Origin of the sequence: Salmonella sp. SJTUF14076 (assembly GCF_015534835.1) — a bacterium.
GTDB lineage: Bacteria > Pseudomonadota > Gammaproteobacteria > Enterobacterales > Enterobacteriaceae > Salmonella > Salmonella enterica.
This window is the reverse complement of the sequence record NZ_CP064674.1, coordinates 1,045,713-1,057,359: the sequence shown is the minus strand read 5'-3', so window position 1 is coordinate 1,057,359 and position 11,647 is coordinate 1,045,713. Positions and strand designations below refer to the sequence as shown.

General features: G+C 48.3%; 13 protein-coding genes. All 13 read right to left on the bottom strand.

Annotation, left to right across the window (positions count from 1 at the left end; translation table 11 throughout):
- Positions 1-9: 9 nt before the first annotated feature.
- Entirely contained in the window at positions 10-1,041 is a 1,032-nt protein-coding gene (gene sipD / locus HU143_RS05185) for an SPI-1 type III secretion system needle tip complex protein SipD (RefSeq protein WP_000932249.1), read from the bottom strand.
- A gap of 70 nt (positions 1,042-1,111) precedes the next feature.
- The gene (gene sipC, locus HU143_RS05180) at positions 1,112-2,341 is read right to left on the bottom strand and encodes an SPI-1 type III secretion system needle tip complex protein SipC (RefSeq protein WP_000909022.1); all 1,230 of its coding nucleotides are present in this window, start codon (positions 2,339-2,341) and stop codon (positions 1,112-1,114) included.
- A gap of 27 nt (positions 2,342-2,368) precedes the next feature.
- The gene (gene sipB, locus HU143_RS05175) at positions 2,369-4,150 is read right to left on the bottom strand and encodes an SPI-1 type III secretion system needle tip complex protein SipB (RefSeq protein ID WP_000245782.1); all 1,782 of its coding nucleotides are present in this window, start codon (positions 4,148-4,150) and stop codon (positions 2,369-2,371) included.
- A 2-nt stretch (positions 4,151-4,152) separates the two neighbouring features.
- On the bottom strand, positions 4,153-4,650 hold the full coding sequence (gene sicA, locus HU143_RS05170) for a SycD/LcrH family type III secretion system chaperone SicA (RefSeq protein WP_000386309.1): 498 nt from the start codon (positions 4,648-4,650) through the stop codon (positions 4,153-4,155).
- 137 nt (positions 4,651-4,787) lie between these two features.
- A complete protein-coding gene (gene spaS / locus HU143_RS05165) occupies positions 4,788-5,858 on the bottom strand; it encodes an SPI-1 type III secretion system export apparatus protein SpaS (protein ID WP_000097721.1) in 1,071 nt (356 codons plus the stop codon).
- Entirely contained in the window at positions 5,845-6,636 is a 792-nt protein-coding gene (gene spaR, locus HU143_RS05160) for an SPI-1 type III secretion system export apparatus protein SpaR (RefSeq protein WP_000498965.1), read from the bottom strand. The genes spaS and spaR overlap by 14 nt, the downstream gene beginning before the upstream one ends.
- A 3-nt stretch (positions 6,637-6,639) precedes the next feature.
- Entirely contained in the window at positions 6,640-6,900 is a 261-nt protein-coding gene (gene spaQ / locus HU143_RS05155) for an SPI-1 type III secretion system export apparatus protein SpaQ (protein WP_000342503.1), read from the bottom strand.
- Between the two features lie 25 nt (positions 6,901-6,925).
- Positions 6,926-7,600 carry an SPI-1 type III secretion system export apparatus protein SpaP gene (spaP, locus tag HU143_RS05150; protein WP_000526016.1) on the bottom strand — a complete coding sequence of 225 codons (675 nt, stop codon included), beginning with the start codon at positions 7,598-7,600 and terminating at the stop codon, positions 6,926-6,928.
- On the bottom strand, positions 7,590-8,501 hold the full coding sequence (gene spaO / locus HU143_RS05145) for an SPI-1 type III secretion system protein SpaO (RefSeq protein ID WP_000058736.1): 912 nt from the start codon (positions 8,499-8,501) through the stop codon (positions 7,590-7,592). The genes spaP and spaO overlap by 11 nt, the downstream gene beginning before the upstream one ends.
- A complete protein-coding gene (gene spaN / locus HU143_RS05140; protein WP_001619772.1) occupies positions 8,501-9,511 on the bottom strand; it encodes an SPI-1 type III secretion system protein SpaN in 1,011 nt (336 codons plus the stop codon). Before spaN ends, spaO begins: the two co-directional genes overlap by 1 nt.
- Positions 9,511-9,954, bottom strand: coding sequence for an SPI-1 type III secretion system protein SpaM (gene spaM, locus HU143_RS05135; RefSeq protein WP_000555884.1), 444 nt, complete (start codon positions 9,952-9,954; stop codon positions 9,511-9,513). The genes spaN and spaM overlap by 1 nt, the downstream gene beginning before the upstream one ends.
- On the bottom strand, positions 9,932-11,227 hold the full coding sequence (gene invC / locus HU143_RS05130) for a SctN family type III secretion system ATPase InvC (RefSeq protein ID WP_000856766.1): 1,296 nt from the start codon (positions 11,225-11,227) through the stop codon (positions 9,932-9,934). Before invC ends, spaM begins: the two co-directional genes overlap by 23 nt.
- Positions 11,224-11,631: an SPI-1 type III secretion system chaperone SpaK gene (gene spaK / locus HU143_RS05125; RefSeq protein WP_001164066.1), complete on the bottom strand. Its 408-nt coding sequence runs from the start codon at positions 11,629-11,631 to the stop codon at positions 11,224-11,226. Before spaK ends, invC begins: the two co-directional genes overlap by 4 nt.
- Positions 11,632-11,647: the final 16 nt, after the last annotated feature.

Here is an 11,647-nt window from a genome sequence, read left to right as displayed (position 1 = left end):
CCTCTTCTGTTATCCTTGCAGGAAGCTTTTGGCGGTTTCCAGGCTGCTACTTATCGTACTGCTCAGCACTTTTACCAGGTTGTCGTACAATGAATTGGCATTGCTATATTTTTGCGTCAGCGTCTGTAATGTGGTTTTCATATTTTCTTCCTGCGCTTTAAAACCCGACTGCCAGGCTTGATATTTGGCGTTATCCATTTCGAGTTTTGAGTCTTTTCCCGGCGCGCCTAAACCATCAATATCCTGAACCATTTTTTGTAATGGCGTCAGATCAACGGTGACGACATAACCGGATCCATAAGATTTCAGGCAGCTATTCGGTAAATTCAATTCACTGAGCCACTGTCTCGCTTCCGCTTCAGTGGCTACTTTAACGCCGCTGCCTGACTGCGCTGGAAATAAAACGGTATTACTGTTTATTTGATTATATTTATTGACTAAACTGTTTAAATCATTTTTGAGTGAGGTAACATCTAGCTTAACGGTATTACCGTCCTTACCTGGTAATAACCAGCCTCCCATTTTGGAAAGAATATCACTGAAGGCCTGATAAAAATCGGTATAGACTGCGACAACATTTTCATAAACGCCCAGATAGCTGTCACCTATCGCCGATATATTTTGGGAAACCATATCCCAAATCTCAGCATCAGAAATGGTTGTTCTCGGCTGCGCCATAGGCGAAGCGCTAAATAAGGCCGACGTCGGCGCAGAAAACGCGCTCCGCAGGTTCTCATTTTGTTCTGCGGATAATGACACGCCAGACTTCGCCAGCGCATTCAGGCTGCTGGTCAACTGCTGGCGCGCCAGCGTGCGCTCGTCATTATTCTCTTCAGAGATCGGTGGCGTTGACTGCAGCGTCTGCTGTGCCTGCTGGATTTTAGTAGCCGCCTGCGATAATGAAATGATATCTGTACCGCGATGTTCTGTGGTAGACGGTACCACGGCAGTCTCGACGTGCTCGCTCGCCGAGGGAGTCTGCGGCCGTTCGGCAACGATCCCCGGATGAGGAGAAGCGGAATAATTTTGAATATTAAGCATAATATCCCCAGTTCGCCATCAGGAGCGCGATTAAATCACACCCATGATGGCGTATAGATGACCTTTCAGATTAAGCGCGAATATTGCCTGCGATAGCAGCGAGTGCGGATGCTTTCGACTGGTTAATGCTCTCCATTGTTTTCAGCATTTCCTGAATCAGGCTGGTCGATTTACGTGAACTTTCACGGGCTTCGTCCGATGCGGTGCTGGCAACACGGTTATTCACCTGGCTAATTTGCTGCTCGGAACGTTCCTGAGTAGCGGCGTACTGCCCGGACGCCCCTGCAATACCACCGACCGTGACCGAGTTCTTCATAATCAGATCGCCCGTCATCTGCATCTTGCGCGCATCGATTCGGGTCATATCCATGGTATTCTGCTCAAGACGAATATCGGATTCGACAGACTCAAGACGTTTCGACAGAATAGCCTGATGTTCAGGGGAGATTTGTTTATTACTGTTTTTAATACCCAGACTTTCCGTGGCGCTGGTTCCGGCATTAGATTTAAGCGTCGCATCATTAAGATTTTTCGTCGCATCGGTACCGGTTTTCTTCATATTTAACGATTTCAGAGAATCGACGCCTTCAGCACCAAGTTTGACGCTATTCTGCCCGTTCAGCACGTTTTTAATGCTGTGGCTTTCAGTGGTCAGTTTATCGATCTTCGCGGCATTATGTTTAAGCGCGCCTCTTTCATTCTGCAGCCCCTTATATTCCAGTTTGGCGCCCACGCCAGTGATCCCCAACTGAAGCGCGCTCTGGGAAATACTACCGGACAACGCATTCATCCCTTCGCGCATCATGGAGCTTGCCGTCGTTTTAGCTGCATCAAAACTGACTAATGACAACTTACCAGACAGTTTGCTATCAGCCTGGTTCAACGTCAGCATTAACGTATTCGCGGCAGCCAACAGCGCAACGGCACTGGAAGACATTCCGCTAATATCAAAAAACTTTCCGACTTCTGCCTGCTGCTCGCGTAACTGGGTTTGCACAACCTCATTCGCTTTAGTCGTGACATTATTTGCCAGTGCATTCAAATCCTGATTCATGTCGGTATTTTGAATACTGGCTTTTAAAAAGGACGTGATCGTTCCGGGGGTTTGCGTTAATACCCCTGGCGCAGGCGCGCTCAGTGTAGGACTCAACCCCAGGTCACTGACTTTACTGCTGCTAATACCAATACTATTCAGAATATCTTTAGCGCTAACGGATTGCGAAGCTGTCTGTGAACTATTCTCAACAGAATGATTATTTAAATAAGCGGCGGGATTTATTCCCACATTACTAATTAACATATTTTTCTCCCTTTATTTTGGCAGTTTTTATGCGCGACTCTGGCGCAGAATAAAACGCGAAGCATCCGCATTTTGCTGTACCGCAGAAGACATGGCTTTTTGCAGTTCCGCCGTTACCTTCTGGTTTTCACCAAATATTTCTACGGATTGTTTAAGCCACTGCTGAATCTGATCCATGGCAAAACGGGCGAGCATAAAATCAGCAAGCGCCTCGCTGGCATTTTTAATAAATACGCCCTCGGCAACACCACCGGCTGACTGGGCTGCGGTATTCGTGACTTCCATGCCCAACGCCACTTTATTTAGGGTATTACCTACCAGCTCTTTACTTAAGGCATTCGTTTGCAGGCCCATCTTGCTACCCACATTACCCAGGCCGCTAGTAATACGTTGCATCCCCTGGGTAAAGAGTTTGCTGCCGTTTTGCGCCAACTGTTTCAGCACGTTAGGCACCAACTTCTTAATCGTTTCGCCCATCATTTTGCTCAGCGCGTTACCTAGTTTCGCCGCCGCGCCTTTCCCGACAACTGCGACCACCACAATGACCGCCACCATAGCAATAGCGGCGACAATCGCACCAACAATGCTGCCGGCCATCTCTGCCGTTTTCTTATCGACGCCTAATCCTTCCAGCGCTTTGGTAATCGCCTTGCCAATCAGCTCCATTAACGGCTTCAGCACATGCTCCATAATCGGGTTCAGCGCCTGCTGAATAAACGACACCCCCGTCGCCGCCTTCACAATTTCATCGGCCACCATTACCGCAAGTCCCACCGCAGCCAGCGCCAGACTCGCCCCACCGGTAAAAACAGCGGCCACAACGCTGACAATGGTTAGCAGCGCGCCGAGGACTTTCCCGATACATCCCATAATGCGGTTCGTTTCCTCGGCCTTGCGCGTCTCTTCCTGGAATTCAGCCGATTTCTTTTCCATCTCCGCCTGACGCCCTTCCTGCAAAGCGTTGAAAAGCGCAAGATCGTTTTGCAGGCTTTCTTCCGTATTTTTGCCCACAATCTCAATAAACATGGCCATGAGCATAGTGAGGCGGGCGACATTTGACAGATTATCCTGCTCACCCTGGGAAACCTGATTCTGAGAGGCGGCATTAGCCGTTCCCTGGAATTTGGTCAGAATGTTATCCGCTTTCTCGGCTTTCGCTTTGGCGTCTGTGCCTGCTTTAACCGTCGCATCCGTGGCCTTATCTAAGGCCTCTTTCGCCTCTGTCGCTTCTTTTCCGGCCTGTTCTACCGCGGCTTCAGCTTGTGCATAGCCGGGGTCAGCCGGGTCCAGCGATTGCAATTTATTTTGCGCCTGCGTCAGTTTTTTGGCCGCAGCGTCATAAACACTCTTGGCGGTATCCGTCTTTTTGATACTGGCTTCATAGAGATCCGTCGCCTCCTGAGCCTCTCCCAGAGCCGTCTGGAATTCTTTCGATACCTGAATCCCCATCTCTTTTTGTGACTCAATCATCGCCTGCCATACCGCCAGACGAGACTCCAGTTGAGACAGCGAAACATCACCCAGTAGCGTCATTAACTTGCCAAGCAGTAATGTCAATTGCCCTTCGCTGGAGAGTTTTTCCCGGGCGGCGTCCGTAGGCGGCTTTAGACCCACCGTATTAATAGCGCTCTCGCCGGACTTTGTTCCGGCTTTAAGGTCGCCCGCTTTCGTTGCCACCACATCTTTAAAAGCTTTATCCGCCGCTTTTAAAAAGTCCGTGTTCTTACGAACGCCTTCAAAAGCCGCCTCAGCGAGGCGCGGATTTTGGGTATATCCGCTACGGCTAATGCTACTTGCGTCATTTACCATAATTATTCCTTTTCTTGTTCACTGTGCTGCTCTGTCTCCGCCGTTTTTAGCGCCTCCAGATAGACCAACGCTTTTGCCCGCAGAGACTCATCTTCAGTACGTTCATTGACAAGTTCAAAACACTGTCTGGCTTTTGCCGCCTTACGCATTAATAATTGACACTGCCCGGTAAAAAAAACGGGGCGATAATCATTTTTAAGTAACGTAAACGCTACTGCATAAAGGTCACATGCTTTCTGAAATTGTTTTTTCAGTTGGCATACCGCCGCCAGCCCCATGGTGTAATCGGGATTGTAAAAATCATAAATGCATAAGAAACGAAAGAATGTCTCAGCTTCATCCAGTCGTCCCTGGTTATAAAACTCATAAGCATGAGCATATAAACCGTCCATCATATCTTGAGGGATCCCATGAACGTCTTTTAGCGTGGCGCCTTCACTAACGGCATCCCAAATCATTTCCGCAACACGTTCTTCGCTGACATTATTTTGATAATCCATTACTTACTCCTGTTATCTGTCACCGACTTTGTAGAACTTAACGACTGCGTTTATCTGATGCAGTTATTAAACCCCGACGGTGGTTAGTGAACATTCAAAAAACGCCCAATGAATACATCGCTACTGCTTTACGCGGCTCAATGCCGTACCTCGTTTTCTTGTGGCTGAATAACGTCTTTGCCCGCGTTTTCTACCTCTTCCAGCCAAACCAGAAGACGTAAAACTTCATCAATTTCTTCCAGACTCACCAGATCATAACGGCGATGGGTTTTGAAAAGACTGCGCGCCAGTTTGATATCGACGATCACAGGTACGCCAACCTTCTCCGCATAGGCGCGGACGGCCAGTGCGCGCTGATTCGTTTCATACACTGAGATCATCGGAATCGGCATCAATTCGGGTTTAAAATAAATCCCGATCGTAATATGCGTGGGGTTGGCAACAATCAGGCGTGAGTTTTCAATATCGGATTTCACCTGTTCAGACAGAATTTCCATATGAACTTCACGTCTTTTAGATTTAACCTCTGGGTTCCCTTCCTGCTCCTTCATTTCACGCTTCACTTCTTCCTTATCCATTTTCATATCTTTCATGGTCAGGAAATATTCCGCAATAGCATCCAATAATAAGACAATCAATGCGCAAGCAAGGCAAGTTAATACCAATGCGAGGAGAAGTTCACGCCAAATGACGGCAATATCCACAACATTGCCATTTAACTGAGAAAAGATTTCAACCTTATATTTCTTCCAGCAAATGATGGCGGCCACCACAAAGGATGAGAGATACAGTAGGGTTTTGACCGTATCTTTAACCGTGCGCATACTAAAAAGTTTTTTCGCCCCTTCTACCGGGTTTAACGCCGATAAATTAGGTTTTAATGCTTCTGTCGCCAGCACGAAACCGGCCTGTAATAACGCCGGTAATGCGGAACACACTAAACAGAGCAGCATAAATGGAATCAGATATTTTAACCCTATCCCAAAAACGGCCAAACTGTAGTCAGCCATGCTCTGATCAAAATTATCCGCAATAATGATCTTAATTATCCCCATAAACTCATTAAATGAGCCATACGACACCAGATAGGCAATTCCTCCCAGCGTCAGGCAGGCGATAATGAGATCTTTACTTTTAAATGACTGGCCTTTTTTAGCGGAGTCTTCCAGCCGTTTTTTAGTCGGTTTTTCTGTTTTATTCGAGGACATGCGTCGCCCCTCGCTCGTAAAACCAACTGCTTAACCCTGTGGCCTGGAAAGAGAGTCGCAGTACATTGTCCGGTAGTACCGGAGAGAAATAAAGCAGCATAATTAAAACGGCAATGCCGCTTTTTACCGTCAGTGAAATCGCAAAAGCGTTCATTTGCGGAGCAAAGCGCGACAATAAACCCAGGAATACTTCTGACAGCAACAGCACTAATACCACCGGGCTGGCCAGAACCAACGCGTTTTGAGCCACCTGATTAATAAACGTTAATAGCGGCGGTAATGAAGGCGTGCACTCGTTCATCGGATCGCATAGCTGATAGCTTTTATTTAACACGTCAACCATCGTGACCAGACCGCCGTTTTGTAAATAAACGACAGCGGCAAACATATTCAGGAAATTAGCCATTTCCGAGGTATCAATACCGTTTGCCGGATCGATACTGCTACTTAGCGTTGCCCCTCGCTGGTTATCGATAATACAACCCAGCGCATGCATAACCCAAAAAGGCCATGACAGCAGACAGCCCAGCATGACGCCTACCGCCGCTTCTTGCAGAACTAACGGGATCATCGCCACCGATAAAAACGGCGGCGCCTCGTTCAATGCATGCGGCCATACTCCCAATGCCACCAGGATGATAATGGCGTTTCTCGGCGCGCCGCTTAATACCCCGCTATTCAAAAACGGCAGGAAGAAAAAAATCGGCGCCACGCGAGCAAACCCTAGCGCCGCAGACGCAACCAGGTGATGAATTTCAAAGTACAACGCGTAAAACATTTTTTACCCCTTAGCCAACGCCAGGAATATCACCTGACGCCCGTAAGAGAGTAAAACTTCGCCATACCAGCCAGACAGTAAAAACAAGCATAAACACACGCCAAGTAATTTAATGCCAAAAGGCAGCGTCTGTTCCTGTAATTGCGTTACCGTCTGGAATAACCCTACCAGGAGGCCGATAATCGTTGCGACAATCGTCGGCCACCCTGACAGGATCAAAACAAGATAGAGCGCCTTATTACCTGCAAACACTAAATCATCCATTTAACTATCCCGTCTCGTAATGATGTCATGTTGCAATGTCCATATACTGTAATATCAATCCCTTAGACAGTAAGGTCCAGCCATCAAGCGCGACAAAAAGCACCAGCTTAATAGGTGTAGATATCGTCACCGGACTCATCATCATCATCCCCAGCGCCAGTAGCACGCTGGATACCACCAGGTCGACGACAACAAAGGGCAAATAGAGATAAAAACCAATTTTAAACGCGCTTTTTATTTCGCTCAGCGCATAAGCAGGTAATAACGCAAATATTGATGGTTTTTCAATTTCATCTTTGTCACGCTTTACCGTCTCGGTCTCTTCTCCATACTGACGCTTCAGTTGCGCGTTTTCAAAAAACTGAACTAACTCGCGATCTGAATATTTGATCAGATAATCGCGATAACCATCCAGGCCTTCATCAACGTGTTTACTTAATGACGAAATATCATTAAAGGTGACATCTTCGTCCTCAAAATAGACGTAGGCATCATGCATTATGGGCCACATAACAAACATAGAAAGCAGCAATGCGACGCCGTTAAGCGTCATATTTGAAGGTATCTGCTGCAATCCCAGGGCGTTACGCACCATGACAAATACAATAGAAAATTTAACGAAACAGGTTCCTGACGCAATAATAAATGGCAACAGGGTGGAAAATGCCAGTAAGGCAATTAATGAGATATCATTCCCCATTACCAGACTCGCTCAGCCATTCATGGATCTCAACGCCTAAGGTGTCATTCATCTGTACCAGTTCGCCATTACCCAGCAAAACACCATTCGCCATAATTTCAACGTTAAGTTCAGCATTGGTCGGCAGTGATAATAGCTGTTGCTGCCCCATGGCTTCGAGTTCGGCGAGGGTAACGTTCTTACGATACAAAACAAATTCCAGTTTGACGGGCAATTGATTCAAGCCAGGCAGAGTTTCTGCAGTTTCAGTTGTATTATTTTCTTCTTCGATATGTTGAATATCTAACGTTTCCACAATAATTCCCCCTTCAACACGGTTGAAATGACCTAACTTTTTCGCGTAGCAATAAACTTCCGCACGGGAAGTACGAATCAGGAGTACATCTCCGATCCCGATTCGGCCCAGCAACGAACGCTGCGTATCACTGCTACCGATTACAAAGCGCAACGGCCAACGCAGCATTTTCGGCCTGCCGCCCCCGACTGCAGGCAGTTCAGGAAGATATTCAAACCACAGGCCGCCCCGATCGCTCATAATGTGCAACAATTTCCCTTCCGGCAGCGCGCTTCCCGGCACGGGGTTCTCTACGCATAAACGCCGACAGGACAAATGCGGCACGGGCAACTCAAACGGTCGCTCTGTTGCAGCAAGCCAGGGAACGACCAGGTGCTCAGCGCCAGCAGAAACCGCCGCCCCCGCCAGAGCGGGAGAGACATGCTCAAGCCAGTCCCCAGGTTTAATCCAGGCCGACCACCGTTTTTCTGCATCGCTCAACCGAACCCACATTCCCTGTCGCGTCGGATATTCCAGCGTCGCTTCCCGGCCATGGCGCTGGCATTCTGTCGCGGTTTGCGCCAATAGCCATTCGCGACGATCAATCTGTCTCACACGCAATGACATCAGGCGTCATCCTCCTCGCCAGATTGCTGTCTGTGCTGTTGCTGCTGCGGATTTTGTTGATCGTCTCGCGTCAGGTGCCAGCGCTGGGGATTACCGTTTTGCCATTGATCATGCAAACGATGTTCAACCTGCGTATTTGACGGTATTAACGAAAACTCCCCTGCTTGCCGCGCCTGAATATTGACGGAATAGTCATTTCCCCAGCGCTGAAAACGGTAAGTCAGCGAGCTATCCTCTCCTTTCACGCCATCGGCAGTGGGAAAAATAGTCATCATCGGCTTTGATTGCGCCGCTAAAGGCATTTTTTCATCGCCGCCGGTTAATTGGCTAAGATCGGCGATAGTGGTTGGTTGCAGCGGAAGCTGAGAAACATCTTTAACCTTTTTATGATCTTTATCTTCAGGCTTACCGGTATTGGCTGCGGCCATTCGGGCAGGTGCGACATCCCGCGCCAGCGGCGCGCCCTCTTTACGAACGCCTTCGCCCGCGATGGCTTTATTATCCCCAGGCAATGCCTTGATATTATCGTCAGAGATTCCCGTGGCGTTATCGGTTACTTCACTAACGGATTCCACGGCTTTTAAATCAGCAGATAATTTTTTACCGCTTACGCTTTCTAACGGCCTATTTTTAGACGATAGCAACGCTGCGGATTTATCTACTTTGGCCTCCACAGAAATCAAACCGACAGATTTTTCAGCAGTGACTTTCAACAGTTTTTCAGCAATCCTGAGTTCGCCTTTTCCGTTATGATGCAGACCAGAAACGTTGCCATTGTGATGTTCTGATTTCGCTGGCGCGCCATGTCGCCATGCCGCCAGTAATACCGGTAAAGCCGTTTCTTTATGCATTACGAAAGCATCGCCATAGTCGCGATCTTTTTTATCACCGGAATATTCTGTCTTATGTTTTTCCACCGCTTTTTTTAATGCTTCTGATAAACCGCCAACCTCATCCTGCTGCGGCAGTAAAATGTTCCCGGATGAACTGACAGCTGACACATCGCCCATTAAATTATCTCCTCTGACTCGGCCTCTTCCTGCTGTATCTCTCGCTGGATATAGTGTCTTTTCTGACGGATTATCCAGCGTTGATAGTTCCCTTCTTTGCGCAACCAATATTTACTTTTTTTCTGAAACTCTTCCCTTTTCTTTTCCAGCTCGCTCCGTTTTTCCTGAATTTGTATAATCTGGAGTTCTAAATCTTTTATCTGCCGGCGAACAATAGACTGCTTACGTAATAACGTATAAATTTCCTCACGACTGAGCTGTCTGTTTTCTGCACGCAGCGTATCTAATAACAATTTCAGACCCGCTATTTGTTCAAGGATCGCCTCCTCCTCGGCCTGCAGCCCGCGGTCCTCATCCTGATAGCGAAGTAATATCGACTCACACTGTGAATGAAATACCGTACAGCGCCGCTGCAATACTTTAATTCTGGTCAGCGAATGCATTCATACCGCTCAACGTGTCATCAAAGGATGAATACTGCGCTACCGGCTGGCATAACCAGGCTTTCAGGCTATCCCGCATCTGCATCGCCCGATCGTTATCGATATTTTCGCCAGGACGATATTCTCCCAAATCAATGAAAAGCTGGAGCTCTTCCAGACGCGTCATTAATTTACGCACGGCAGATGCCTGTTCAGCATGTGTCGGCGTCGTGACTTGTCCAAAAACGCGGCTTACGCTTTTCAGTACATCGATTGCCGGGTAATGTCCCTGCCCGGCCAGCTTTCTGCTCAGATACAGGTGACCGTCAAGGATAGAGCGAATTTCATCCGCCATCGGGTCCGCCTCTTCCTCGCTTTCCAGCAGTACTGTATAAAAGGCAGTAATGCTTCCCTCGCTGGTCGCCCCGGGGCGTTCCAGCAAGCGGGGCAAATTATCGAATACGGAGGCGGGATAACCTCGACGGGCCGGACGCTCGCCCGACGCCAGTGCCACGTCTCGCAAAGCACGCGCATAACGGGTCATGGAATCGATAAAAAGCACGACCCGTTTTCCCTGGTCGCGAAAATATTCCGCTACGGTTGTCGCCAGTTGCGCCGCATTGCAGCGATCGACCGAGGGGAAATCGGAAGTGGCAAAAACCAGCACGCATTTTTCTTTCTTATGCGAAGCGCGCAACATATCCACGAATTCAGTGACCTCACGGCCTCGTTCACCGATAAGACCGATAACAAAGACATCCGCCTCCGTTTGCTCGATCAGCATATGCATCAGCATGGTCTTACCGCATCCTGCGGAGGCAAAAATGCCCATTCGCTGGCCTACGCCACAGGTCAATAACCCGTCAATCGCGCGCACACCGGTAATCAGCGGTTCACGGACGCCAACGCGTGAAGCGTAAGACGGCGGTGCGACATCAATAACGCGTTCTTCGCTAATCGGCGCCACTTCAGGGGTAAAACGCTCAACGATTTTCCCTGTCGGATCCAACACCGCGCCTAATACCGAGTATCCCACCCACGCCGATAACGCACGTCCAGTGGGATAAAGCACGACATCGCGGCTCAGCCCCTGGGCATTGCCGATAAGGCTCAGCACGGTGCGTTCCCGCTGTAAGCCAACCACCTGCGCACGTGCAACAACCTGTTTTTGGTGCCAGCCACGGCGTATTTCACACAGTTCGCCAATGGCTACATCGCGCAATTCCGCCTCAATAATTGGGCCGGTTATTTTTTGTGGGTAGGCCAGATATTGCAGTAAACGAGGTGTTTTCATCTCATTAGCGACCGACTAAAAACTTCCAGATAGTTGTAAAACCCATTCAAGGCAGTAGAGAACTTTTCACCGTCAGATAAAAAATCCGGATGCACTAAGGCTTTAAGCGTTAGCTCCCCATTCTGCTCCCCCAGTAGTAATTGCCCGCCGCGGGCAAAATGGCATCCTTCCATTATGGTCATTAAGATTTCATAAGCCCGCTGTTGTAATACCACCATGCTGTCAGCACCCAATTGCGCCCAGATCCATACATCATCGTCCTTGACGCTGATACAGATACTTGGCAATGCAAATAAATCCAGAACAATTGTTGAATGGCTATCTATTCCTCCAATTAATGAAGGATCGCAACCACTTACTTCCAGTGCGGAACGAACTAATTCAGCGATATCCAAATGTTGCATAGATCTTTTCCTTAAT

What these genes read in the sequence shown, in the direction of transcription:
- sipB (WP_000245782.1), bottom strand. Translation starts at nt 4,150, where the DNA reads ATGGTAAATGACGCAAGTAGCATTAGCCGTAGCGGATATACCCAAAAT.
- sipC (WP_000909022.1), bottom strand. Translation starts at nt 2,341, where the DNA reads ATGTTAATTAGTAATGTGGGAATAAATCCCGCCGCTTATTTAAATAAT.
- spaK (WP_001164066.1), bottom strand. Translation starts at nt 11,631, where the DNA reads ATGCAACATTTGGATATCGCTGAATTAGTTCGTTCCGCACTGGAAGTA.
- spaM (WP_000555884.1), bottom strand. Translation starts at nt 9,954, where the DNA reads ATGCATTCGCTGACCAGAATTAAAGTATTGCAGCGGCGCTGTACGGTA.
- spaR (WP_000498965.1), bottom strand. Translation starts at nt 6,636, where the DNA reads ATGTTTTACGCGTTGTACTTTGAAATTCATCACCTGGTTGCGTCTGCG.
- spaQ (WP_000342503.1), bottom strand. Translation starts at nt 6,900, where the DNA reads ATGGATGATTTAGTGTTTGCAGGTAATAAGGCGCTCTATCTTGTTTTG.
- sipD (WP_000932249.1), bottom strand. Translation starts at nt 1,041, where the DNA reads ATGCTTAATATTCAAAATTATTCCGCTTCTCCTCATCCGGGGATCGTT.
- spaN (WP_001619772.1), bottom strand. Translation starts at nt 9,511, where the DNA reads ATGGGCGATGTGTCAGCTGTCAGTTCATCCGGGAACATTTTACTGCCG.
- spaP (WP_000526016.1), bottom strand. Translation starts at nt 7,600, where the DNA reads ATGGGGAATGATATCTCATTAATTGCCTTACTGGCATTTTCCACCCTG.
- sicA (WP_000386309.1), bottom strand. Translation starts at nt 4,650, where the DNA reads ATGGATTATCAAAATAATGTCAGCGAAGAACGTGTTGCGGAAATGATT.
- invC (WP_000856766.1), bottom strand. Translation starts at nt 11,227, where the DNA reads ATGAAAACACCTCGTTTACTGCAATATCTGGCCTACCCACAAAAAATA.
- spaO (WP_000058736.1), bottom strand. Translation starts at nt 8,501, where the DNA reads ATGTCATTGCGTGTGAGACAGATTGATCGTCGCGAATGGCTATTGGCG.
- spaS (WP_000097721.1), bottom strand. Translation starts at nt 5,858, where the DNA reads ATGTCCTCGAATAAAACAGAAAAACCGACTAAAAAACGGCTGGAAGAC.